This window comes from Weissella cibaria (genome assembly GCF_004521965.1).
In the GTDB taxonomy this organism is placed as follows: Bacteria; Bacillota; Bacilli; order Lactobacillales; family Lactobacillaceae; genus Weissella; species Weissella cibaria_A.
On record NZ_SDGK01000008.1, the window covers coordinates 25349 to 49592 of the forward strand.

Sequence of the window (24244 nt, forward strand, 5' to 3'; positions counted from 1 at the left end):
ATATACCCTCCATTATAGACGTAAAAACGCCGAGAGACAAAATCTCTCGGCGTTTTCTGTTATCGATATAATTTTTGTTTAATCGTGAATTACTCCAAACCTTCAGTCAAAGCCTCAGGGAAGTTTTCGCGAACGATTTGTGCTTCGTGTGCTGACAACATTGGGAAGTCAGGATCGGCACCCAAATCAGTGTGGTACATCCGATCGCGTGGTGACTCTTCACCTTCTGCGTGAGCAACCGCAATCTTGTAACCATCAAAGTCAGTTGCATCATCAGCTTCCTCAGCTAATGCTACATGCAATTGAGAAACAAGCAACAAGACACGAACATCTTGTTCCAATGAATCCAACCAAGCCTTTTGGTCGTCAGTCAAGAACAACGTTACCGCTGCTTCGGCTGGCTTACCAATCAACTTCGCGTCACGGGCAACTTCCAAAGCCTTGTTAACGGCATCGCGTAACGTCATGAATTCTGACCACTTAGCCATCAATTCATCAGCATTTGCAATGTCTGCAACAACTGGCATCTCAGTCAAGTAAGCAAAGTCGTCATCTTCGTGCTCAAGGTACTCGAAGATTTCTTCAGCCGTGTGTGGCAAGATTGGCAACAACAACTTGTCCAAGTCAACCAAGACCTTGTACAAGACTGTTTGCAATGAACGACGAGCGTGTCCCTTAGGTGCTTCAACATACAAGATGTCCTTAGCAAAGTCCAAGTAGAACGCTGACAGGTCGACGTTAATAAAGTTGATAACCAACTTGTTGACTGCTTGGAAGTCGTACACGTCGTAGGCAGCCTTGATGTCAGCAACCAACTTGTTAAAGCGGGCGTAGAAGTATTGGTCAGCTGCGACCAAATCATCAAAGGCAATTGTATCAGTCTTTGGATCAAAGTCAGCTGTGTTAGCCAACAAGAAACGCATCGTGTTACGAATCTTACGGTATGTTTCAGATGTTTGTGACAACAAGTCCATTGACACGCGTACATCGGCTGATGAGTCAACTGACGTTACCCACAGACGGATAATTTCAGCTCCCATTTCCTTCACCACTTCGTTGGGTGAAATGATGTTGCCCAATGACTTAGACATCTTCTCGCCATTTCCGTCCAAGACAAATCCTTGTGACAAGACTGACTTGTATGGTGCCTTACCTGTTACAGCAACGCCTGTAATCAATGATGAGTTGAACCAACCACGGTATTGGTCAGAACCTTCCAAAACCAAATCTTCTGGGAAGCTTAGGTTTGGACGTGTGGCCATGACACCTTGGTGTGAAGTTCCTGAATCGAACCAAACGTCCATGATGTCCGTTTCCTTGGTAAATTCGCCATTTGGTGAGTGCTCGTTTGAGTAACCTTCTGGCAACAAGTCCTTAGCCTCACGTTCGAACCAAACGTTTGAACCATGCTCGGCTACCAAGTCAGCGATGTGGTCGATGATTTCAGGGTCAACAATGGCCGTACCATCTTCAGCATAGAAGATTGGCAATGGCACACCCCAAACACGTTGACGTGAAATAACCCAGTCGCCACGGTCGCGGATCATGTTGTACAAACGCTTCTTACCCCATTCTGGCTGGAACTTAACATTGTCCAATGCATCCAAAATATCTTGACGGAAGCTATCGATTGAAGCAAACCATTGTGGCACCGCACGGAAGATAACTGGCTTCTTAGTACGCCAGTCAAATGGGTAGCTGTGCACAACTGGTTCGTACAAGATCAACGCATCAGCTTCTTCAAGCTTTTGCAATGATACCTTGTCAGCATCTTGGTAGAAGACCCCTTCAAAGTCAGAACCAGCTTCGGCCGTCATCTTACCTTGGTCATCAACGTTCATGATAACTGGCAGGTTGTAACGTTGACCGGTAGCAAAGTCATCTTCACCAAACCCTGGGGCCGTGTGAACCGCACCAGTACCGGCGTCAGCCGTCACATAATCAGCGTTAACAACCAAAATTTCGCGGTCCATGAATGGGTGCTCAGTTGTCACCATTTCAAGGTCCTTACCGGTAAAGGTTGCGACAACTTCGTACTCGTCCCAGCCGAACTTAGACGCAACGGCAGCCAACAAAGCTGAAGCAACGATGTACTTCTTATCTGAACCCTTTGGTTGAATTTGTGAGTATTCGAAATCAGCGTTCAAAGCCAAAGCTTGTGAAGCTGGTACCGTCCAAGGAGTCGTCGTCCAGGCGATGAAGTACGTGTCGTTATCCAACAAGCCCTTACCGTCCTTAACGCGCTCTGAGAAGAACGCCGTGTCTGACTCGATGTCGTGGTACTCAATTTCTGCCATTGCCAAAGCAGACTCTGATGACCATGACCAGAAAACAGGCTTCTTACCACGGTAAATCAAGTTCTTCTTAGCCATCTCACCGAATACACGCAATTGGGCAGCTTCAAATTCAGGCAACAACGTCAAGTATGGGTTATCCCAGTCTGCTGAAATTCCCAAACGCTTGAAGTCGGCCATTTGTGTCTTAACTTGCTTACGCGCAAATTCTTCGGCCATCTTACGCCAGATAACTGGGCCAACTGCCTTGCGATCCTTACCAGCCTTCGTCAATTGTTGTTCAATTGGCAACCCGTGCGTATCCCAACCAGGAACAAATGGGGCGTAGAAACCATTCATTGACTTGTAACGAACAATGATATCCTTAGAAATTTTGTTCATGGCGTGTCCAATGTGAATATTTCCGTTCGCATATGGCGGACCATCGTGAAGCATAAATGATGGCTTACCTTCGTTCATCTTTTGACGTTGCTCATAGACCTTGTTCTCGAACCAGATGTTTTCACGTTGTAACTCAGTTTGTGGTAGGTTACCACGCATTGGAAACTTTGTCTTTCCTAGGTTCAAGGTTTGCTTCATCTTCATAAAAGCGCAATCCTTTCTTTTTCAATCCAAGTGCTACCGCGTTGACATGCGGCTTATCCTGAAACTAAAAAATCCCGCACCGGCTATCACTAGCCAATGCGGGACGTCATGTCAACGTGGTACCACCCGAATTCACGGCAAACTGCCGCCTCTTCTGTGTATTTGATTAAAAAACTTTCTTGCTGATAAGCAAAGTGCGTCACCATCCTAGACTCTCACCGGGTTAATTCTAGGTCGCTGTTTGGAATACACCTTACCGTTTGGTCAAGAAACCATGTTTACATGATAACGAAAAATTAGTCCTTATTCAAGAAGTTTTCGTTGTTTTCTGCTGATTCAGGGAAGATAACAACCGTTTCTACTTCTGAACTATCAGCGGCTGCTGATGTTGGTGCAACCGGAGCAGATGATGCTGATGGCACTTGGTCCGCGGCTGGCTTTTGGAACGCAGCCCAATCATCAGTCTTAATCAAATCCATTTGTGCCTGCAATAGACCTTCAATCTTGGTCTTAAAGGCACCCATGTCCTTGTCCAAAGCATCCTTTTCAGCAACCAACTTTTCGTTCTTAGTTTGTGACTCAGTCAACAAAGCATTGGCCTTCGCGTTTGCTTCCATAACAATCTTTTGTGCTTCAGCTTGAGCTTGTTGCAACGTTGCTTCAGCTTCAGCCTCTGTTTGCTTCTTCAAACGATCAGCGGCTTCTTGCGCAATCAAAATTGATGAGTTAACAGATTGCTTCATCTCTTCAACTTGCTTAGCGTTGGCATCTGCTTCAGCCAATTGTGTCTTCAACGTTTGATTCTCTTGCATCATACCATCGTAATCAGTTACGATACGGTCCAAAAATTCTGAAACTTCGGCCTTATCGTACCATTTGTTACTTTTTGTTGTGAATTCCTTCGCGTGAATCTCTTGTGGGGTCAATGCCATGTGCTTTCTCCAATCTATTTCTTCATCACAGCGAGTGACACTCGCCATTTATCTTTTTTTGTCATGCCGTTCTCGGCAACTAATTTCAGTCGACCAAAGTGGCGGACGGAAACCAAATCATTTACCGCTAAGACAAAGTCTGGACGGTCCACGTCAGTCCAGTTTACACGAACTTGACCACGTTCAATCAACTCTTTTGCATGCGTCCTAGAGACATTATACCCATTAGCTACCAGTGTATCTAGTCGTAAGGACGAAACTGTTGTATCAATTTCAGTCCATTCCTCAATTGGGGCACTAATATCTGTCAGAGAGGCCGTCTCAAAACGCACCTTTGTTTTGCCAATATAATCCATAGTGGCTTGAATGTAGGTCGCCATTGGCACTGTCGTCAAAAAGTGCCACGCTCCCTCTTCACCACTAATAATATCACCGATACTGTCACGTGTAATGCCATTATTCATTAACGTGCCCAAAATAGTACTGTGATGTAATTCAGCAAATTTTTGCGGATAATTAATTGCAATTACGGCAAGTCCAAAATCACTTTGCTGAATATCATAATACGCAGGTGCGATAACTGTTCGAGCACTTTCAGCATCCGCATAACCACCTTCGTGCTGCCATTTTAAGTCGTCGTTCTGATTAACTAGCGTCTCAATAATATATCTCTGCCTCGGGTTTAAAAAATTCGTCAGGACTGGACGATACTCATCCAGAGCCTGACGAATTAAGCCTTGCGCTACATCAAGAAACGCGGCTTCACTCGGGCGGAAATGCTGTGCTACATTATCTGCCATATCGTTTCTTCTTTTATATCATTCGTGCAATTGCTTGCAATCCAACTTGAGCTGCTTGCAAAAGCAATAACCCGGCCAAAGGTGTGAAATCAATAAATCCCGTGCGTGGAATAAAACGACGTAGTGGATCTAAAATAACTCCGGCAATCATACCCAAAAATTGACCCAGCGCAGATTGTTGTGCACCTGGCAACCAAGACATCAAAACCCAGATAAGAATCACAAATTCCAAGGCTCGTAGAATCAAACTCAAAAGTAAAAAGATTGCAACCATATTATCACCTATTAATTGAACTGTTGTCCTAAGTTTTGTGAGATGGTACCAGAAATCTCAAAATTATGTGGTGTCGCAAGGAAAATGCGTTCACCAACACGTTCGATAATACCATCAACCGCAAATGCCGTTCCACCAAGGTAGTCCAACACACGCTTACCAGTATTCTCATCAATCGATCCAAGGTTAACAATCACTGCTTCACCTGCCAACAGTTGCGTAGCAATCGTTTGGGCATCTGCATATGTGCGTGGCTCGTACAGTGCGATTTTTGACGTTTCGCTTCGTGAGCCATCCATCTTCAAAACATTAGGACGACGGGCAGCAGTCGGACGGGTTGCATTTGAAGTCGCTGTTGGTGCAGCAGACCCTTGTGCCGTATCCTCAGAATATTGCTCTTCAGGTACCTCTTCTTCGTAGTAGTTATCCACCCCGAAAAATTCCTTGAACTTAAATGCCATTGTCAGTCTCCTTACTTATCGCCACGCTTCATCCAGTTAAAGTAAGCAGGACGCTCGATTTCCTCTTCTGCTGCCGTTTGTTCTGAGGCTGCTTGAGGTTGTACTGGTTCAGCAGATACAGCTTGTTGTTGCGCTGGCTGTTGTTGTACAGACTGTTCTGGCTTAACATTCCAATCCGCAAACGGATCTGTGTTAACTGGTTGTGGTTGTACTGGTGCCGTTTGTTGTGGCTGTACCGGCTGTTGCACTGGTTGTTCAGTCACTGCTTCAAAAGGGCTCGCAGTATTCACCGTACCCAGGTTAATTTCGGGACGTGGCGTTGCTGGGCGGTCAATACCAGTTGCAATAACTGTCACAACCAAGTCACCCTCCATCTCCATGTCAATCGTCGTTCCAAAGATGATGTCAACATCCGTTCCGGCAGCTTGGGCAATTGTCTCTGAAGCTTCTTGTGCTTCGAACAATGACATGTCAGCGCCACCCTTAACAGAAAGCAAGACATTCGTTGCACCTTCGATCTTAGCTTCCAACAAAGGTGAAGCAATGGCCTTTCGCGTCGCTTCAGCGGCACGATTTTCACCAGAAGCCGACCCGATACCCATCAAAGCCGTTCCTTGACCAGCCATGGCTGTCTTCACATCAGCAAAGTCCAAGTTGATGATACCAGGCTTGGTAATCAAATCTGAAATACCAGACACACCTTGCAACAACACATCATCAACCATCTTAAAGGCTTCCATAATCGGTGCCTTCTTATCCACGATTTGAAGCAAGTTATTGTTAGCGATCACGATCAACGTATCAACGTTTTCCTTCAACTTAGCTAATCCTTCAGCGGCTGACTTGCCACGCTTCGGACCTTCAAATGAGAACGGACGTGTTACAACACCGATCGTCAAAGCACCTGAGTCCTTGGCAATCTTAGCAATAACCGGCGCAGCACCAGTACCGGTACCGCCACCCATTCCTGCCGTAACAAAGACCATGTCTGCTCCAGCAAGCGCTTCAGCAAGTTCTTGTTCACTTTCCTTTGCGGCCGCTTCACCAACTTCTGGACGGGCACCAGCACCAAGTCCACGAGTTGCCTTTGTTCCGATTTGAATTTTATTTTCAGCTGCTGAACGCTCAAGTGCTTGGGCATCAGTGTTGGCGACGATGAATTCAACGCCTTCAACACCATCGCTCACCATTTGGTTAACGGCGTTTCCACCACCGCCACCGACACCGATGACCTTAATCGTTGCGCCGTATTCTTGGTTCATATCCATTTGGAATTCCATAACGAGCTCCTTTTTCTACTCTGTATTTCTTTTATAATTAGTCGAAAAATTCCTTGAAGAAATTCCGAATGGGATTTTGCTTCTTTGGACTTTCATCGTTTTCTACTGACGTTTGCTCGTATTCTGATGCATCATCTGGTTCTGTCGTTTGAGGTTGCACTGCTTTCATCGCTTGCCGTGGCTCAGGTTGTACCGGCGTTGACATAACCTGACGCCCAAGAGTTGGTTGACCTAACACCGTCAATGGCAAGTCATACAAAGCTTCCTTCACAATCAACTGTACAGGTGTTTGTTGCGCCGCATAGTGCACAACGGCCCATGCCCCTGCATAGCCGGGATGGCGCAAACCAATATCACTTGGTACAAATGACTTTACCTGAACCTGATAGGCTGCCTTAACAGCCTCTGGCGCACCTCGCAATGCGGCACCCCCACCGGTTACAACAACACCACCAGGCAAATCAAATGCGCCGACTAGGTTCAGCTTTTCACCAAGCTTATCCAGAATTTGCATCAAGCGTGCCTCGATTATTTGTGCAACCATTAATTCAGATACTTGTTCAGGTGTCTCAGCCCCAATTTTTTGAATAACAAGTTTGTTCTCTGAATTGGCCATTTCTGACAATGCCAAACCAGCGTCCAATTTCAACATGTCTGCATCGTGCAAGCCAATCTCCAATACAGCGCTAATATCGCGAGAAATATTCTCGCTTCCCGCTGGGAAAGTAGTCAAAAACTTTAGCTGATTATCATGGACAACCGTTGCTGTTGTTTGTCCAGCCCCCATGTCCATTAGAATCGTGCCAAATTCTTGTTGGCCCTCTGCGAGCACCGTTTTGCTATAAGCAAGCGGCGCTAACACAAAATCACGTAGTTGCAAACCAGCCTTGTCAACCGCCATCCGCAAATTCGCCAGGATGTTTCGGGGCGCTGTGTAGGCGACCCCCTTCATTTCCAAACGCATCCCGACCATATCATTAGGATCTTGAATGCCATCAAAGTCATCAACGATAAACTCCGTTGGCAACAACTCAACAACTTCTCGATCAGCCGGTAATTGAATTTTAATTGCCTGTTTCACAGCAGCAGCGACGTCAGCATATGAAATATGCTGACTATCTTTAACCGTTACCATGCCATTGACATGTTGAATCTGAATGTTATTTGCTGGCAAACTAGCAACAACTTCTGTCACAGGGACGTCAGTCTGCTCATTCACCTGTGCAATTGCTTGTCGAATGTCGTTAGCAGTCGCATCAATATCAACAACGATACCGCGCTTTACGCCATGAGCAACTGAACGACCAACTGCAACGATATTAGCTTGTTGGTCTCGAACATCTGCAGCTAACACTTTAATGGTGCTCGTCCCGACATCGAGACCAACAATCAAACCATGGTTGGCCATCTTAATTCCTCCTTTGACTGCCAAACGATGTTGTTTAAATAAAGTAGACTGGTCACGTGGGGGGCAAATAGCGCCCGACGTGACCAATTCCGCTCTATCCGGTCGCGCTTTGCGCAATATTTTTGACTGAAATCAAAAATCTTAGACTAATTACTACCGGGATAAACAATTCTTTAAAAATAATACCATACTTTCAGGTGTTTCTTCCATACTTTCAAGCAGTTTTTCTTACTGATATGGTTTGAAATATGCCCCCACTTGTAGGTCTGCTTGACCTGGTTTGTCTAATTGCGCAACCATGCCTGGATAGTACCGCAACTTTTTCGATAAATCATCAGCGCTAATTAAGACCTGATTACCGTCATTCATGTACAACTTCAGGCGTTGCGCATTCTGCGCATCTGGTGACCAGACAATCTCCGAAACCGCATGACGAAGTGGCGTTGATAACTTACCAAATTCTGCCAACGTCAGCTTTAATTGTTTACCTAACGTAAAGCCGTCATACAGTGGCAGTCCCCCGACTGGGTGCGAGGCAGACCCATGTTTAAGCATTGTCCCGTTCGCCAAAATTGGGTAATAACGACTACCTGCCTTCACGTAGCCAACCTGGACAATTTCTTTAACTTTCACTTCAACCGTATTCGTTCCAACCAACCGTAACTTTAAACTAGCAACCTGTGGATCGTTTTTCTGCGCTAATTTATTAAAATAACTACTTTGATGCACGGTAGAAAACAGTGGTTGCCCCAGTTGCAATCCGGCCGCCTTTAGGACCGCCTTGTCAGACAGATCTTGGGTACCAACAACATTGAACTTCCGAATCTGACCGAAAGGCGAGATGAGGTAGCCCAAGAATGCAGCTGCGACGCCAAGAACGGCAAGTGTTTTTAATGTACTTCGTTCGTGTTGATACAATCGACGCGTCGATGGATCTAATCGTGGCTTAGCCCGCAATAAATTCGCTTCAACGTCATCGTAATCATAACCATCTACCGAAAAATTAGCGGTATCGGTAACTTCATCGGCACCGCTTTTACCAGCGCGTCGTGTCGGTAACGATGACCAATCCTCCTCGGATAGCAACGCATCCAAATGCGCTTGAATATCTGACGAAGACTTATCATTTTGAGTTGTTTTATCGGCCATCATTACCTCCTTTCGCCACGTAATATCCTGGCTTTCTCAGCTACATTAGTTTTTAATAACCGACTTAATTAACTTGATAAATTGGTCAGCAGCATCTGGAACACCCAGTTTTGTCGCTGCTGTCGCCATCGCTTGGCGTTCGGCTTGATTCGTCATCAATTGATCAATTGTTCCAAACAACGTCGTACCTGTTAGCGATTCTTCGGTAATCATGTCCGCTGCGCCCGCTTCAACCAAGCTACGTGCGTTCTTGGTTTGGTGGTCATTCGTGACGTACGGACTTGGAATCAAAATCATTGGCTTACCCAATGCCGTTTGTTCAGCAAGGCTAGTCGCCCCAGCGCGGCCAACAACCAAATCAACTGCTGGCATCAACTGTGGCATGTTGCCAATATAAGGCACCACCGCAACATTCGCAGCCGCCGTCACGCCAGCCGTCTGCATGTCCGCTTGCACTTCATCAAAACGCTTGCCACCAGTCACAAAAATAACTTGGTACGGACGATTGGCAAACTTTGGTAAGGCTGCCACCATAGCTTTGTTCAGCTTCAGTGCACCTTGCGAACCACCAAAAATTAATACCGTTGGCACAGTTGCTGATAGGTTCAAGTCGACCCAATCGAAGCTACCTTCACCATCAACGACTTCTTGGGCGCGTGGATTACCAACTACCGTTGCCAATCCGGGCTTAAACGCTGGAATAGCTGCTGGAAAGGCAACTCCCACCTTGGTCACTTTACGTGCCAAAAACTTATTAGTGACACCAACAACTGAATTTTGTTCGTGAATGACCGTTGGAATCTGTAGTTGCTGAGCCGCGTACAACACTGGCCCCGATACGTATCCGCCCGTTCCGACAACGACGTCTGGCTTAAAGTCCAATAGCATCTGCTTAGCCTTACGCGTCGCACTTAAGAACAGGTAAATCGTTTTAAAATTATCCACTGACAGTGACCGCTTAAATCCCTGAACAGCCAATGCTTTAAAGGCAAAACCAGCATCAGGTACGATAGTCTTCTCTAACCCACGTTCGCCACCAATGTAGAGCACCTGGGTACTTGGATCTTGTTTTTTTAACTGCTTAACAGTGGCCAAGGCCGGATAAATGTGTCCACCAGTACCACCACCAGATACAACAATACGCATAATTGTTAATTCCTCTTTATTAGTCTTTCGTAGCGTGTGCTTGTACAGCCTCTACAAATAAATCACCACGGGTTTCGAAGTTTGGGAATTGATCCCACGACGCCGCCGCTGGTGATAGTAGGACGACATCACCAGTTTCACTAAGTTCAAAAGCTGGTTCAACCGCTGCTGGGGCGTCTGTGGCGTGGACGACGGGAATCGCCAACGCCTCCCCGACTGCCGCAACCTTGTCCGCTGTTTGACCAAACACAATCAATGCCTTGACGTGCGCCTTCATTGCTTGAAGTAAGCGCATCTGATCATCGCCACGGTCTAAACCACCCGCTAGCAATACAACAGGTGCTGTAAAGCCAGACAAAGCCATTTCAGTTGCTTCGATATCTGTCGCCTTAGAGTCATTATATACTTGACGTCCGTCAAACGTACCAACAAACTGCAAACGGTGTTCAACACCCGTAAAGCGTCGCAACGCCTCGGCAATATCGTTAGTTGGCACATGGCGTAACTTACCGACTGCGATTGCTACCAGCGCATTTTCTACGTTGTGATCACCCGGCACGCCAAGCTCGGTTGCAGCCATGACCAACTCGCCTTGATAGTATAACTGACCATCATGCTCGTAGGCGCCGTATTCACTGTTGTCCAATCGTGAGACTGGTATAACAGTTGCAGCGGTTTGTTGCGCCAATTCACGCCACTCAGCGCGATCGTAATTAATCACTAAATAGTCATCCGCCGTTTGATGTTTGGTAATCCCCATTTTAGCAGCCACGTAATTTTCACGTGAGCCATGGTAATCCAAGTGCGATGCAAAAATATTCGTAATAATCGCAATATTAGGCTTGGCTTCAGGCATCCCCATCAATTGGAATGATGATAATTCAGTGACTAAAGTATCTGTATCGCTCAAACTAGGTGCCACTTCACTTACCGGTGTCCCAATATTGCCAGCAACAACAACTTGATGGTCGGACTTCGCTTGCGTACGCAATACAGCTGCAATCATCTCAGTTGTCGTTGTCTTACCATTCGAACCAGTTAATGCAACCCATTCACCACGAATATATTTTTGCGCCACGGCAACTTCGACCACAATTGGAATACCTGCATCTTCGGCTGCCATAAGAACTGGAATCGTGTACGGAATACCTGGATTTTTAACAACTAAGTCAACACCCGCTAATAGTTCCTTGGTTTGTTCAGTTGTAAACGTTGCCCCACGCGCTTGTAGCGCCACAACGTCCTCGTTTGTCACATCCATCTTTGGGTCTGAAACCGTCACTTGCGCACCTTCGTTTAATAACAACGACGCAACGGCTGCTCCAGAACGTGCAAAGCCAATTACCAAAACATGCTTATTCATGATCAGATCCCCTTAAATAAAATATGTACACGGGCAAGCCCGCAGGGCATTTTGCTGTTAACAAAATGCGATATGTCAGTGTTTCCGCTTTAATTAAATAGTTATTTACTTAAACAAGATAAAATATAGAACGGCAACAATCGAACCAACCGCCCAGAAGAATAAGTCCACTTGCCATTCATTCCATGGCTTGTCAGTGTTTCCCATCAAGCCACCCTTTTCGAAGCTGTGGTGAATAGGCGTCATCAAGAATACGCGCTTCTTGAAAAAGTGATAACTGGTTACTTGAATCATAACGGTTAACGTCTCAACCATAAAGACAAAGCCAATCAAAATCAATGACCATTCCCGGTGAAGGACTAATGCGTTCATTGCCAGTCCAGCCCCTAACGCAAGGGATCCCGTATCGCCCATGAAGATTGTTGCTGGATAATGGTTAAAGACCAAGAATCCCAGTAAAGCGCCGATCATCAAAGCGTCTAACAAAACCATACTCATATCGCCTTGCATCAAGGCGATAATTAGATAGGCGACATAAGCGATAATGGCCGTCCCAGATGCTAAACCATCTAACCCGTCTGTCAGGTTTGTCGCATTAGACCACCCAACAAGCCAAAAAATAGTAAACAGGGCATAAACCACAACACTGTTGATTTCACCCAACCCAAATGGCAAGGCGAGCACAAAGTCAAATTTTCCCAAGTAAAGCACTGTCATTGCCAGTAAAGCAGCAACGATTTGTGCTGTCAGCTTTGGCAAAAAACGGAAACCTTCATCACGGTGATTGAAGATTTTGATACTGTCATCAAAACCGCCAACCAAAGCAAACACAATAATGGCAATTAGTGTTGCCCAACCCGTTGGCGTTGCGTGTCCGGTTGCTAACGCGAGAATCACGAATCCCAACACAACAACTGGGATAAACCCAGCCCCACCCATCGTGGGTGTGCCGGCTTTGGCTGCGTGATCAGGTCCATTTCCCCCTGTACGCATCACCAGTTGTTGCACCTTAATCTTTTTAAACCAATCTCGCAAGCGGGGCACAACTAGCACCGATGCAATTAGACCTACTAATAAGCCTAGTAACAAAGTCGTCATCTCGACGTCTCCTCTCAATCATTAATCTCTAATTTGTTTTGGGTTCCTTAAATTCAACCGTAATGTCGTGATACCCATCCGCTAACTTGGTATCAGGCAAAATTGATTGCGTGCTAACGAAACCGTCGCCCTTGATGACAACATTAATATCCGCTAACTTTGCCCACGCTAACACATCACTTTTTGCCCAACCACCCATATCTGGCACGGCGATGTCATGACCCGTATTTAAGAATACACGTTGGCCAACCAGCGACTTTTGTCCGCCAATTGGGCTTTGCGATTTAACCGTCTTTCCATCACCCATAACAATTGGGGTTAAATTAGCGGCAGTCACTTCACGTTTTGCTTCGGCAGTTGATCCACCGACAACAGTTGGAATTTTCACCTCTTGATCCGCGCTAACAACCACCTTATTATCATCCTCCGACATTTGCAGGGCCTGTTGCATCACACTAACGAACACGTCAGACATATCGGTTGCAATATTGGCAGTATTTTGTTGCGGTTCTTTCGTCACCACATACATCAGGTAACGTGGGTTCTTAGCAGGTGCCATCCCCATCCAAGAATGGATCTCATGCGTGTTATCACCTGGTGCTGAATAACCAGTCGCCGTGGCAACCTGTGCTGTACCAGACTTACCCGTTGTCTTAACCCCTGGGATAGCATACATCTTGCCGAGACCGTATTCGGAATAAATAACATCCTCTAATTGTTCACGGGTCGCTTTCGCTGTTGATGCCTTAATCGGCTTAGCAACAACTTCACGCTTGGCTTGATAAACCACTTTTTTGGTATTTGGATCAACAATTTTCTCAACAACATGCGGTTTCAATTCTTCACCATTACCAGCAATGGCTGAGTAAGCCTGCATCATCTGCAACGGTGTAATTGAAATCGCCTGTCCAAAAGCTGTGTTAGCTTGCTCGATTGGATACTTAAATTGCATTGTTCCAGCAGCTTCGCCGTCCAGCCCAGAGTCAGTTGACTTCAAAAAGCGGAACCGGTGAATATACTTTTCCCATGTATCCGCTCCCATCTTTTGCTCTGTCAGAGCCATCGCGACGTTTGACGATTCTGCAATACCACGGGCATACGTAATTTCACCCCAACCCTCACCATTGTTCCAATCAGTAACCGCCCGGTCGCCAATTTTTAATGTACCGGATTGGTAAGTTGCATCGCCATTCCAATTGTCCGTATCGATGGCAGCCGCTAACGTGATTCCTTTCATAACCGAGCCTGGCTCAAATGTCGTTGATGACAACTCGTTATTCCAATACGTACCAACCCCTTTACGGGTCGTTGCATTAAACGTTGGCCGTTGCGTTGTTGCTACGATATTTCCCGTCTTCGTATCCATCACAACCGCGATGGCCGACTTAGGTTTCATATCCTCATCCAACGCGTCCATTTTCTTTTCCAGCGTCGTTTGCAACTTCGTATTCAACGTTGTATAGATATCATAACCATTTTCGGCCGGTTGATTATGTTTTGAAACAGCCAGATCTCCGTCATCGACGCTGGTATTTTTAACACCATTTTTCCCAGTCAATTGCTTGTTATACGCCTGTTCCAATCCCATCATCCCTGTTAACGTCTGTTTACCCGTCTTATCGTTCACTTTCTCACTGGTCATTCCCACCAAATCCGAAGCGAATTTACCATTAGGATAAAAACGTGACGTCCCTGGTGTAAAAATAATCCCCGGGATTTTCAAGGCCTTAACCTTCTTGTACGTCGTGACATCCATTTTCAGCCCGCGTTGGCCAAACTGAACTTGATTCAAATCTTGCTTTCGGGCATTAGCTAGCACCTTTTGATATTCCACCGGTTTACCACCTAAAACCCCAGCCAATTGCTTCGCAACCTTTTTATCTTGGCTAGGCTTTACGTAAGCAGGTTTACCATCCGCATCAATTTGCGATTTATCTAACACAGCCGCGGCCGTGTAAGTTGATGAATTTTCAGCCAAAACATTTCCAACCGAATCAAAGATTTCACCACGCTTGGCTTGCACCTCGTTTTGACTCTGATAAATGAGTTGAGCGGCCTTGTCCAACTTATGTCCCTTTACCTCTTTGGCAACGGCAACATAAGAAAAACGGACCCCCAACACAACCAATACCAGTATCATCGACCCAAGCAAAATGCGCCCAGAGTTGCGACTATATTTATCCGATTGGTTACGTTTTGGCATCCGTTGTTTCTTTACCATGCTACTTCACGTTCCTTATGTTTTGATTCTGTAAACTCAAACCATGCTTTTCAGCAACTTTACCCAAGCGATCTGGACTAGATAAGCTGCTAACTTCTTGCTTCAAATCGTTATTTTTGTCACGTAATTGTTCGAGCTGCGTCGTTGTTGACTGGAGTTGCTTATTAGCTGAAGCACCCTTACTTGCCATGAACATGACCAAAAACGCCATAAAGGCAACCGTTACAACCGCGGCAGCCGCCATTGTCAAATCCATTGCATTCCAAACGGGCTTCTCATAAGGGCGACGCACCGTCTTAGTCTTAACCCGGCGTTGCGGCTTATTAACTTTTTTTGGCGCTGTATTGCCAGCGTACTTTGGCATTGCATCCATGACTTTCAGATCCTTCCTTACACGTTCTTATTTAGGTAAGAACAGTTTTCATTAACGTAGTCTTTCAATAACACGTAACTTGGCAGAATGTGCCCGGTGATTTTCCGCCATTTCTTCTTCAGATGGCAAAATTGGCTTACGTGACACCAATTTAAAATCAGGTTGCATCTCATCTGGAATGATTGGCAGCCCCGCTGGCACTTCCGGTAACGCCGTCTTTTCTTTAAACATTGTCTTTACTAGACGATCTTCCAACGAGTGGAACGTAATAACTGAAATCCGGCCCCCAACTTTTAACATGTCAATCGCTTGGGCTAAAGATTCTTCTACCACCCCAAGTTCATCATTAACTGCGATACGAATCGCTTGAAATGATCGCTTAGCTGGATGTCCACCTGTACGGCGAGCCGCAGCCGGAATAGCTGACTTAATCACTTCTACCAATTCAAAAGTTGTTTCAATTGGTTTAATCGCACGTTGCCGTTCAACAGCGCGTGCAATTTGCTTGGCAAACTTTTCCTCACCATAACGAGACAAAATACGAAATAAGTCGTGGAAATCCCACTCATTAACAACCGTCCGGGCATTCAACTCTTGGGATTGATCCATCCGCATGTCAAGTGGCGCATCGTAGTTGTATGAGAAGCCACGTTGCCCATCATCGAACTGTGGTGATGACACGCCAAGATCGTAAACAATCCCATCGATTTCAGTCACACCGACTTCAGCCAAAGCAGCTTTCAAATTACGAAAATTATTTTGAATAAAAGCTATCTTACCAGCTGCTAACTCAGCTGCTAGGTGCTCCTTGTTGTAGTTGATTGCCGTAATGTCTTGATCAAACGACCAGAGCTTACCCGTTATCAAACGGCTGGCCAACAATTGTGAGTGACCACCGCCACCTAAGGTTGCATCCACATAGACACCATCTGGCTTAACATTTAAATTATCGATTGCTTCATTAAGCAAGACTGTCACGTGATTAAATTCCGTCATGGCTTAAACCGTTTGACCTTTCATCTTAGTTAACCGGCATAACCCAGTTTGTTTTATTTTTTAGAAACCGAGGTCTTCCAAACCATCGGCAATATCATCAAAATTCTCAGCTGTTTCTTCTTCGTAGGCTCGCCACTTTTCAGCACTCCACAACTCAAAAGTATCATCACCAAGGCCAAACACTGTCACATCCTTATCAAGGTTGGCATATTCACGCAAAGTCTGTGACAAATTCACGCGACCTTGCTTGTCAAATTCGACTTCCAATGCGCCACCAAAAACAAATCGCTTAAATTGGCGTGCCTTAGCATTGGTTTCCGGCAAAGCATTAATCTTGGCAGAAAAATATTGCCAACCGCTCATTGTATAAGCACGCAGTGAATGATCCATCCAACGTGTGATAACAAAGGCATCACCTAATTGACTGCGAAATTTTGCAGGGATAATCAACCGGTTCTTCGTATCCAGCGTGTGCTGGTATGTACCCATGAACATCGGCGTTACCCCCTTTCAATTTAACCAACTAGGTCTACCAGTTGCGAATGTTAAGAAAAGTCGAAAATTCAATACATTTAATTTACCACAATCTCCCACATCTCACCACCTTCCCCCACACGTCACCACAAGAATATAGCTTGATTTTAGAGACAGAAATGTTGATATACCGGTCTGGAGTAACCTTTTTAACAGTCACTTTACAAGTTTTCGAAGAACTTTAGAATTTGAAGAATTCTTTAACTTTCCAGGCGAAAAAGCTTGATATAACAACCTTTTAAGTTAATGATAAGCCAGTGGTGAATGGTGGTACGTGGTGGGAGGCGGTGACACTGTTTCGCAAAAAAAAAGAGGTTAGAACAGATTACTCTGTTCTAACCTCTTAGGACGTAAAACTCCATGACAAGTCAATCACGATGTCATTATATTTCGCGGAAACCGCCATCCACTGGGATTTGATTCTCTACATCAACCTCCTCCTCTTGTCCGCGCGTAAACGCAAACAACTCAATGACGAAGTACAGTGCGGCTAAGTAATAACCGTAGATATGTGAATTTAACCCTAACCAAATTGAAGCCAAGAAAAAAATGGGCCAAATAAATAGCAAATACCAAAATGCACCATGTTTCCGTAAGAACGCACCTGCGATAATGCTAAAAATCATATTCACAATAAATAATGAAAAGACAATTTTAAAATTAACGCTCAATGCCGTTTTATTAATAACGAAAGGTACTAAGAGTGCCAGAATTGGTACCCAACCCCAAAAACGCCAATCAAACGCTTCCTTTAATCGCTTCATGTTCCTTACCTCTTTTTTGTTACCACACTAATCTTTCCTAACGTTCTAACTCGAGCGCAAAACTCAGAGCGCTAAGCGCATAAAGCGGCGCTGTTTCAGCGCGTAAAATGCGTGGGCCAAGTCCTGCCGCTACAAACCCAAACTTTTCCGTTAGTAATTCTAACTCAGCTTCCTTTAAGCCACCTTCAGGCCCAACCAAAAAGGCTACTTCGTCACCTGAATGTAATCGGGCGAACTGTTGGGCAAGCATTGCTGCTTCCCCTTGCTTTGCGCTTTCTTCCCAAGCCACAATTTTGATCATTGCTTCCGGTAGCGTCAGCGCTTGCAAATTTGGCAAATACTGAACATCCGGAACAGTTAATCGGTGGGATTGTTCAGCAGCGCCTTGTGCAATCTTGGCGAGACGAGCAATTTTTTTATCTGCCTTCATGCCCCAATGTACGACCGACCAATCAGTTTCAACAAAGATAATATGATGCACCCCTAATTCAGTCGCTTTCTGCACCACAAGCTCAGGCTTATCGCCCTTTGCCAGTCCTAAAATCAAAGTCGCCTGCACAGGAAGTTCAACATTAGTTTCAACATGTTCCACCACCGTCATCCGTGTCACATCACCATCAATCTTGCTAACCTTAGCAACAACCATCGTTTCATGATCGGGATAGACAAACTCAGCCATTGTGCCAACTTTACCACGTAAAACCGTCATCAAATGATGCGCAATGTCATACGGCAAATCAAACTCGTCAATCTCTGGCGTTTCCGTCAAAAAATAACGTTGCATTACTTTTCATCCTCACTCGCTCGGTGCGCAATCAAGCCGTACCACTCACCAAGCTTCATTTTCTCGTCCATGATGTATCCTGAGGTCTCTAACTTGGCAACGATGACGTCCGCCTTATCTTGGTAGATACCTGACAACAAGAATTTTCCACCTGGTCGTAAAACAGATTCAACTTGTGGAATCAATGGTACCAGTACCTCTGCCAACATATTAGCAACCACGATATCAAACTCCTGTGCTGGCACGTCCTGCAATAGGTCGCTCGCCATCACCTTGATATTTGATGCAATTGGGTTCAAATCCAAGTTACCTTGGGCAGAACGAACCGCAACTTCATCAATATCCGTGCCAAGCACTGAGCTAGCTCCCAACAACTTGGCGGCAATACCAAGGACACCTGAACCAGTGCCGACATCCAACAAACGTTCACCACCACGAATCACAATTTCAAGTGCTTGCATCATCAACCGCGTCGTGGGGTGAGTACCGGTACCGAATGCCATGCCTGGATCAAGCACAATAACTTGTTCATCCTTTTGTGCTGGAACATACTCTTCCCACTTCGGTACAACGGTCAAATGACGCGTAACCCGAACTGGGTGGTAATACTTTTGCCATTCCGTCGCCCAGTCATCGTCCTTAACAGCCGTCGTCGTCACGGTACCAGGCGTTGCATCCAATCCGAAATCAGCTAATTGATTAACGCGCATTTGTACACCATTAATCACCTCAGGCAAGTTGATATTTTCTGGGAAGTACCCTGCCACCACGGCACCAAATTCCCGGTGTTCAACAACATCCCAGTCAACCCACACGGTTGCATCGGCTGGTTCGTAACTATCTACATCAGCGGCGTCATCAATTTGAATTCCTTCGGCGCCGGCTTCCATCAAAATATTGCTTACCGCTTCGACCGCTTCACTTTGGGTCTCGACGATTACTTCTTGCCAACTCATCAGCTTTTCCTCATCAATTCGTATTAGTATTACCTAAAGAATAACATAAAAAAAGAACGGGAGATAACAAGTATCTCTCGTTCTTAATTAACAACTAACTAATTAGTCGACCGTAACGATCGTCATCAAGTTAGTCGTACCTGAAGTCGTTACAGGAATACCCGCAGTAACGATGATAGTATCACCCTTTTCTGCCAAACCTGCAGCAACAACTTCCTTCTTAGCCAAGTCGATCAAAGCATCAGTGTTGTCCACTGCTTCTGAGATAACTGGTTGCACACCCCAGTAAACCGTCAATGAACGTTGTACACGCTCGTCGAAAGTCAACGCCAAGATGTCGGCGTTAGGACGGTACTTTGAAATCATCTTTGCAGTGTAACCTGAAGTCGTTGCGGCAACGATAGCCTTAACGTTCAAGTTTGCTGCAGCCGTAGCAACAGCAGCAGCAACTGATTCAGTAACGTCAGTAGCGTCAAAGTTGTTTACGTGACGACCGTTCAATGCCAAAGCAGTTTCTGCCTTTTCATCGATGCGGGCCATCGTAGCAACAGCAGCAACTGGGTATGCACCGTTAGCTGACTCACCTGACAACATCGTAGCGTCAGTTCCGTCAAATACAGCGTTGGCAACGTCAGAAGCTTCGGCACGTGTAGGACGTGGGTTTTCTTGCATTGAATCCAACATGTCAGTAGCCGTAATAACTGGCTTACCAGCAGCGTTCATCATGCGGATCAAGTCCTTTTGTACCAAAGGCACGTTTTCTGCTGGAATTTCAACACCCATGTCTCCACGAGCAATCATCAAACCATCAGAAACCTTTAAGATTTCAGCAAAGTTGTCGATACCTTCTTGAGATTCGATCTTAGGGAAGATCATAACATCTTCCTTACCAGCTTCTACCAACAAAGCACGGATGTCTTCAACGTCTGAAGGCTTACGTACGAATGAAGCGGCGATGTATTGGATACCTTGTTCCAAACCGAAGCGGATGTCATCGGCATCCTTTTCAGTGATACCTGGCAAGTTGATTGAAACACCAGGTGCGTTAACACCCTTACGTGATCCCAACAAACCGTGGTTTTGAACTTCAGTAACCAATTCGCGGTTAGCTTCATCCTTTTCAGTGATCAACATGTCAATCTTACCGTCGTCGAACAACACGTGTCCGCCAACCTTAACATCGTCGAACAAACCTGGGTAAGTTACGGCAACCTTTTCCTTAGTACCTTCAAGAGATGAATCCATTGAGATGCGGACAACATCACCGATGTTGAACTCAATCTTACCTGGCTCTTGAACAGTCGTACGGATTTCAGCACCCTTAGTGTCTAACAAGAACCCTACAGTGTTACCTGAAATCTTCTCGGCTTCGCGCACAGCGTTCATACGACCCAAGTGTTCCTCGTGGTCTCCGTGTGAGAAGTTGAAACGTACAACGTTGGCACCTGACTCGATTAACTTCGTAATAGTCTCGACGTCAGAACTAGCTGGTCCAAGCGTTGAAACAATCTTGGTCTTCTTCATGATCTGAAAAATCTCCTTCGTTTTGTGTTGATAGTGTATCTACCTACTGTTACTTATTGTACTATTTTTCACTTTTTTTGTACACATTTTTTGTTCGAATCATGTTGCAAATAATAGACACCAATTATACAAAGAAAAACCACCTAGCATGCTTTGAAACATACTAGGTGGTTCGGAACTTATTTATGATTGACGTGCGTCCGTATCCAAATCAACCTCAGTTAGCTTACGCAACTTTGTCTTGTGCTTAATCTTGTAGCCAAAGTATAGCGCCAAGAACAATGGCACTGACATATACGTCGTGATAATACCGGACCAATTCCAGTGTGAAATCATTCCTTGGAATGATGCCAAATCTTGACCAACAACAACGACAATTGACAATACCAAGGCCAAAATTGGTCCCACTGGGAACCACTTTGCATGATAACGCAACTTCTTAATGTCTCGTCCTTGTGCAACGAAAGCCCGACGGAAACGATAGTGTGAAATAGCAATACCGATCCAGGCAATGAAACCAGTCAACCCAGAAGCGGCGACCAAGTAGTAGTAGATACCTGGTCCAAAGACCGATGTGACGAATGTTAGTAAGCCGACCGCAACTGTCGCTAACAATGCTGGTACTGGGATACCCGTGTTACTGTTCACCCGACCGAAAATCTTTGGTGCCTTACCTTCTTGGGCCATTGCATACAGCATTCGCGTTGACGCATAAACACCCGAATTGGCTGATGAAATCACTGAGGTCAAAATCACGGCATTCATCAATGAAGCCGCCCCAGCAAGACCTGCTTGCTTAAAGACCAATGTAAACGGTGACACGGCAATATTCGTTTCACTTGAGTGCAACAAAGCTGGATTCTTGTAGAAAAGCAATGCCCCAATAATGAAAATTGCCAAGATATAGAACAACAGAATACGCCAGAACACTTGCTTAATCGCCGTTGGCACTGACGTTTCTGGTGTTTCCGACTCACCAGCCGTAATCCCGACCATTTCCGTTCCTTGGAACGAGAAGCCAGCAACCATGAATACAGCCAGCATACCACCGAAGCCACCCACGAAACCGTGGTTACCGCCGGCAGACAAGTTTCGTGCCACATCAGGATGATAAGACATGATACCGAAAATCGTCGCAACTCCAATAATCAAGAACGCAATAACTGCAACAACCTTAATTGTTGCCATCCAAAACTCAGTTTCAGCATATGACTTAGCCGACATTAGATTAATCACTGTAATCAAAGCTAGGACAATAGCTGACCAAATCCAGGTTGGTACGTGAGGCAACCAGTAGCCCATTACCACGCCAACTGTTGCTGCTTCAACGGCAACGGTAATGGCCCAATTGAACCAGTAGTTCCAGCCCATGGCAAACCCGAAGGCAGGATCAACAAAGCGATCTGCATAAGTTGAAAATGAGCCTGATACCGGCATATACGTCGCCATCTCACCCAAACTTGTCATTAGGAAGTAAACCATCAAGCCGATTACGGCGTATGAGGTTAAGGCACCAAACGGACCTGCTTGTGCAACCGTCGCACCTGAGGCAACGAACAGGCCGGTACCGATGGTTCCACCTAAGGCAATCATCGACAGGTGACGCGTCTTCATTGTTCGCTTCAACGCACCTGGCTGTTGTGTTTCTTCTGACATAACTCCTCCTAAATGAGAGGCCTAATCGCACTAATAACAAAAAATCCCTAGCTTATACCATCGCATAAACTAGGGACCATAATTGGTAGTCTTTAGTGTTGTCGATAGCGCTCCGCAGCCGACAGATTTTGCTGCGACAGTCTAACCGTTGTTCACGTCTAGACCAACATGTTTTATTACCACAAAACACATTTCGGCAACCTCCCCTTTCCTTAACCGCACTGTCTGCCGACTTAGCTAAGTACTTTTGTTGGTTGCGACCTCTATGTCATATTTAATTTACGGAATAACTATAGCCAATTTTAAGCATGTCGTCAAGGGACCTTTTTGTGAAGCATGTTAGAATGAAAACAATTATATCCTAAAGGAGCCCCTATGACATTCGACTTAATGCCTTGGCAACTGGCTGATTTTCCAGCTTATCAAGCACTCATTACGATGCCCCCAATTGCCGCAGCAATTGGGATTGATACAAAATCCGTGGCTAGTCAACAACAAGCATTCGAAAATGATATCTATCAAACATACCAAGTTGCAATTCTCATCGATGGCACGCCACAAGGTAGTATTGTTGCCTACCAACGGGCAAATGAGCTGGGTGATCCACTTACTACTGAAGCTGACCTTGCTTACTTCTTAGCCCCTGATTTCTGGGGACACGGTATTATGACGGATGTCGTAACAGCCTTCATCACGCAATTGCCTCCTCATTTTACACTTTGGGCTGATGTCCTAGCAGATAACATTGGATCTCTTAGGGTTCTTGAAAAGGTCGGTTTTACCAATCAAGGGACTTACATAGATTTATTTGGCCGTCAAATTATCCAATTCCATCTATATCGATAAATAAAGGGGTTGGCGATTTTTACGCCAACCTCTTTTTAACATATTTCGACATCCAAAGCAGCTTAATCATAGGCTCGGGTCTCGGGATCAAATACATATTGTATACCACTTTGACGGTTGCAACGGTCTTGAAACGCGCTGTAATCCACCAATCAGCCCAGGCAAACCAGCCCGCACGCCAAACAAAACGGTTTGATAATCCCTTGTGTCGCCGATAATTAATCGCAACAAGTAGTTGCATCATACCGACGATAAATTGGACAAACAACAAAACCGCACCACTTGTGGCCACAACATAGATAATTTCAGACGTATGAATGGTAAGTAATAAATATATTCCCCATAAAATTAGTGCTGTCATATACCATGACCGAGCCAGCATATTCCACTCGCCAAGCCACAAACAAACGACACGACGATACCGAATTGGTTGAAAAACAATCTCACGACTTTGGGCAAATAAGTTTTCAATATCGGCTTCATTCCAAATAAACCGTTCTGAAGTCGAACCACGTAAACGCGTTGGTGTCACCCGTGTACTTGTTGCAAAGGTGTTGTACCGAACGACCCAAGCACGCAACTATAACCGCCAGAACAAATCTATTTCAGTGCCAACGCGATTTGAACGGCAAAACCCAATTGCCAATAGCGCCGTGCGATGGTACATAATCGCCTCTTTTTTGACACGAATCATCACGTCATGCCACGCCTGTTTACGGCGATCGGCAGCCAGTTCAACGGCCGCATCCATTTGAGATTGTTGCAGCAAAGCCATTATCTTGTTGTGGTAGCGTTTCAAG

General features: G+C 45.5%; 23 protein-coding genes and 1 riboswitch. Of the genes, 1 reads left to right on the top strand and 22 read right to left on the bottom strand.

Features of this window, described 5'->3' with window-relative positions; genetic code table 11:
* Positions 1-89: 89 nt before the first annotated feature.
* The 20 genes from ileS to EST42_RS00915 all read right to left on the bottom strand — a co-directional run bounded on the left by ileS (position 90) and on the right by EST42_RS00915 (position 22598).
* The gene (gene ileS, locus EST42_RS00820; RefSeq protein ID WP_134643790.1) at positions 90-2879 is read right to left on the bottom strand and encodes an isoleucine--tRNA ligase; all 2790 of its coding nucleotides are present in this window, start codon (positions 2877-2879) and stop codon (positions 90-92) included.
* Positions 2880-3175: 296 nt separating this feature from the next.
* A complete protein-coding gene (locus tag EST42_RS00825) occupies positions 3176-3811 on the bottom strand; it encodes a DivIVA domain-containing protein (RefSeq protein WP_134643791.1) in 636 nt (211 codons plus the stop codon).
* A gap of 14 nt (positions 3812-3825) precedes the next feature.
* The gene (locus tag EST42_RS00830) at positions 3826-4611 is read right to left on the bottom strand and encodes a YlmH family RNA-binding protein (RefSeq protein WP_134643792.1); all 786 of its coding nucleotides are present in this window, start codon (positions 4609-4611) and stop codon (positions 3826-3828) included.
* A 13-nt stretch (positions 4612-4624) separates the two neighbouring features.
* Positions 4625-4885 carry a YggT family protein gene (locus tag EST42_RS00835; RefSeq protein WP_099087535.1) on the bottom strand — a complete coding sequence of 87 codons (261 nt, stop codon included), beginning with the start codon at positions 4883-4885 and terminating at the stop codon, positions 4625-4627.
* An 11-nt stretch (positions 4886-4896) separates the two neighbouring features.
* Positions 4897-5346, bottom strand: a complete 450-nt coding sequence (locus EST42_RS00840) for a cell division protein SepF (protein ID WP_134643793.1) — start codon at positions 5344-5346, stop codon at positions 4897-4899.
* An 11-nt stretch (positions 5347-5357) separates the two neighbouring features.
* The gene (gene ftsZ, locus EST42_RS00845) at positions 5358-6626 is read right to left on the bottom strand and encodes a cell division protein FtsZ (RefSeq protein ID WP_134643794.1); all 1269 of its coding nucleotides are present in this window, start codon (positions 6624-6626) and stop codon (positions 5358-5360) included.
* A 37-nt stretch (positions 6627-6663) separates the two neighbouring features.
* A complete protein-coding gene (gene ftsA, locus EST42_RS00850; RefSeq protein ID WP_134643795.1) occupies positions 6664-8034 on the bottom strand; it encodes a cell division protein FtsA in 1371 nt (456 codons plus the stop codon).
* A gap of 228 nt (positions 8035-8262) precedes the next feature.
* On the bottom strand, positions 8263-9186 hold the full coding sequence (locus tag EST42_RS00855) for a cell division protein FtsQ/DivIB (RefSeq protein ID WP_245150312.1): 924 nt from the start codon (positions 9184-9186) through the stop codon (positions 8263-8265).
* Between the two features lie 42 nt (positions 9187-9228).
* Positions 9229-10329 (bottom strand): undecaprenyldiphospho-muramoylpentapeptide beta-N-acetylglucosaminyltransferase, encoded by a 1101-nt coding sequence (gene murG / locus EST42_RS00860; protein WP_134643796.1) that lies wholly within the window; start codon positions 10327-10329, stop codon positions 9229-9231.
* A 19-nt stretch (positions 10330-10348) separates the two neighbouring features.
* Positions 10349-11692: a UDP-N-acetylmuramoyl-L-alanine--D-glutamate ligase gene (gene murD / locus EST42_RS00865; protein ID WP_134643797.1), complete on the bottom strand. Its 1344-nt coding sequence runs from the start codon at positions 11690-11692 to the stop codon at positions 10349-10351.
* 105 nt (positions 11693-11797) lie between these two features.
* Positions 11798-12790 (bottom strand): phospho-N-acetylmuramoyl-pentapeptide-transferase, encoded by a 993-nt coding sequence (gene mraY / locus EST42_RS00870; protein WP_134643798.1) that lies wholly within the window; start codon positions 12788-12790, stop codon positions 11798-11800.
* Between the two features lie 28 nt (positions 12791-12818).
* Positions 12819-15011, bottom strand: a complete 2193-nt coding sequence (locus EST42_RS00875; protein WP_209019462.1) for a penicillin-binding protein — start codon at positions 15009-15011, stop codon at positions 12819-12821.
* Between the two features lies 1 nt (position 15012).
* Complete coding sequence (ftsL, locus tag EST42_RS00880; protein ID WP_134643799.1) at positions 15013-15384, bottom strand: cell division protein FtsL; 372 nt, start codon at positions 15382-15384, stop codon at positions 15013-15015.
* Positions 15385-15435: 51 nt separating this feature from the next.
* Complete coding sequence (rsmH, locus tag EST42_RS00885; RefSeq protein WP_134643800.1) at positions 15436-16380, bottom strand: 16S rRNA (cytosine(1402)-N(4))-methyltransferase RsmH; 945 nt, start codon at positions 16378-16380, stop codon at positions 15436-15438.
* Positions 16381-16440: 60 nt separating this feature from the next.
* The gene (gene mraZ / locus EST42_RS00890) at positions 16441-16875 is read right to left on the bottom strand and encodes a division/cell wall cluster transcriptional repressor MraZ (RefSeq protein WP_134643801.1); all 435 of its coding nucleotides are present in this window, start codon (positions 16873-16875) and stop codon (positions 16441-16443) included.
* A 422-nt stretch (positions 16876-17297) separates the two neighbouring features.
* Complete coding sequence (locus EST42_RS00895; protein WP_134643802.1) at positions 17298-17678, bottom strand: hypothetical protein; 381 nt, start codon at positions 17676-17678, stop codon at positions 17298-17300.
* 37 nt (positions 17679-17715) lie between these two features.
* Entirely contained in the window at positions 17716-18462 is a 747-nt protein-coding gene (locus EST42_RS00900) for an RsmE family RNA methyltransferase (protein WP_134643803.1), read from the bottom strand.
* Positions 18462-19418, bottom strand: coding sequence for a 50S ribosomal protein L11 methyltransferase (prmA, locus tag EST42_RS00905; RefSeq protein ID WP_134643804.1), 957 nt, complete (start codon positions 19416-19418; stop codon positions 18462-18464). The genes EST42_RS00900 and prmA overlap by 1 nt, the downstream gene beginning before the upstream one ends.
* A 102-nt stretch (positions 19419-19520) precedes the next feature.
* Positions 19521-20942 (bottom strand): pyruvate kinase, encoded by a 1422-nt coding sequence (gene pyk / locus EST42_RS00910; RefSeq protein WP_134643805.1) that lies wholly within the window; start codon positions 20940-20942, stop codon positions 19521-19523.
* A gap of 183 nt (positions 20943-21125) precedes the next feature.
* Complete coding sequence (locus EST42_RS00915) at positions 21126-22598, bottom strand: amino acid permease (RefSeq protein ID WP_134643806.1); 1473 nt, start codon at positions 22596-22598, stop codon at positions 21126-21128.
* 97 nt (positions 22599-22695) lie between these two features.
* Positions 22696-22872: riboswitch (Lysine riboswitch) on the bottom strand.
* Positions 22873-22973: 101 nt separating this feature from the next.
* On the opposite strand from EST42_RS00915, the gene EST42_RS00920 reads away from it, so the two are divergent.
* Positions 22974-23444 carry a GNAT family N-acetyltransferase gene (locus tag EST42_RS00920; RefSeq protein WP_134643807.1) on the top strand — a complete coding sequence of 157 codons (471 nt, stop codon included), beginning with the start codon at positions 22974-22976 and terminating at the stop codon, positions 23442-23444.
* A gap of 19 nt (positions 23445-23463) precedes the next feature.
* On the opposite strand, the gene EST42_RS00925 is transcribed toward EST42_RS00920, so the two are convergent.
* The gene (locus tag EST42_RS00925) at positions 23464-24024 is read right to left on the bottom strand and encodes a hypothetical protein (RefSeq protein WP_134643808.1); all 561 of its coding nucleotides are present in this window, start codon (positions 24022-24024) and stop codon (positions 23464-23466) included.
* The gene (locus EST42_RS00930) at positions 24025-24219 is read right to left on the bottom strand and encodes a hypothetical protein (RefSeq protein WP_134643809.1); all 195 of its coding nucleotides are present in this window, start codon (positions 24217-24219) and stop codon (positions 24025-24027) included.
* Between the last annotated feature and the right edge of the window lie 25 nt (positions 24220-24244).

Coding starts and splice junctions, on each gene's coding strand:
- EST42_RS00855 (WP_245150312.1), bottom strand. CDS start 9,186: ATGATGGCCGATAAAACAACTCAAAATGATAAGTCTTCGTCAGATATT.
- prmA (WP_134643804.1), bottom strand. CDS start 19,418: ATGAGTTGGCAAGAAGTAATCGTCGAGACCCAAAGTGAAGCGGTCGAA.
- murG (WP_134643796.1), bottom strand. CDS start 10,329: ATGCGTATTGTTGTATCTGGTGGTGGTACTGGTGGACACATTTATCCG.
- EST42_RS00895 (WP_134643802.1), bottom strand. CDS start 17,678: ATGAAGCGATTAAAGGAAGCGTTTGATTGGCGTTTTTGGGGTTGGGTA.
- ftsA (WP_134643795.1), bottom strand. CDS start 8,034: ATGGCCAACCATGGTTTGATTGTTGGTCTCGATGTCGGGACGAGCACC.
- rsmH (WP_134643800.1), bottom strand. CDS start 16,380: ATGACGGAATTTAATCACGTGACAGTCTTGCTTAATGAAGCAATCGAT.
- EST42_RS00875 (WP_209019462.1), bottom strand. CDS start 15,011: ATGGTAAAGAAACAACGGATGCCAAAACGTAACCAATCGGATAAATAT.
- EST42_RS00900 (WP_134643803.1), bottom strand. CDS start 18,462: ATGCAACGTTATTTTTTGACGGAAACGCCAGAGATTGACGAGTTTGAT.
- EST42_RS00915 (WP_134643806.1), bottom strand. CDS start 22,598: ATGTCAGAAGAAACACAACAGCCAGGTGCGTTGAAGCGAACAATGAAG.
- EST42_RS00830 (WP_134643792.1), bottom strand. CDS start 4,611: ATGGCAGATAATGTAGCACAGCATTTCCGCCCGAGTGAAGCCGCGTTT.
- mraZ (WP_134643801.1), bottom strand. CDS start 16,875: ATGTTCATGGGTACATACCAGCACACGCTGGATACGAAGAACCGGTTG.
- ileS (WP_134643790.1), bottom strand. CDS start 2,879: ATGAAGATGAAGCAAACCTTGAACCTAGGAAAGACAAAGTTTCCAATG.
- EST42_RS00825 (WP_134643791.1), bottom strand. CDS start 3,811: ATGGCATTGACCCCACAAGAGATTCACGCGAAGGAATTCACAACAAAA.
- EST42_RS00835 (WP_099087535.1), bottom strand. CDS start 4,885: ATGGTTGCAATCTTTTTACTTTTGAGTTTGATTCTACGAGCCTTGGAA.
- EST42_RS00920 (WP_134643807.1), top strand. CDS start 22,974: ATGACATTCGACTTAATGCCTTGGCAACTGGCTGATTTTCCAGCTTAT.
- murD (WP_134643797.1), bottom strand. CDS start 11,692: ATGAATAAGCATGTTTTGGTAATTGGCTTTGCACGTTCTGGAGCAGCC.
- mraY (WP_134643798.1), bottom strand. CDS start 12,790: ATGACGACTTTGTTACTAGGCTTATTAGTAGGTCTAATTGCATCGGTG.
- ftsL (WP_134643799.1), bottom strand. CDS start 15,384: ATGGATGCAATGCCAAAGTACGCTGGCAATACAGCGCCAAAAAAAGTT.
- pyk (WP_134643805.1), bottom strand. CDS start 20,942: ATGAAGAAGACCAAGATTGTTTCAACGCTTGGACCAGCTAGTTCTGAC.
- EST42_RS00930 (WP_134643809.1), bottom strand. CDS start 24,219: ATGGCTTTGCTGCAACAATCTCAAATGGATGCGGCCGTTGAACTGGCT.
- ftsZ (WP_134643794.1), bottom strand. CDS start 6,626: ATGGAATTCCAAATGGATATGAACCAAGAATACGGCGCAACGATTAAG.
- EST42_RS00840 (WP_134643793.1), bottom strand. CDS start 5,346: ATGGCATTTAAGTTCAAGGAATTTTTCGGGGTGGATAACTACTACGAA.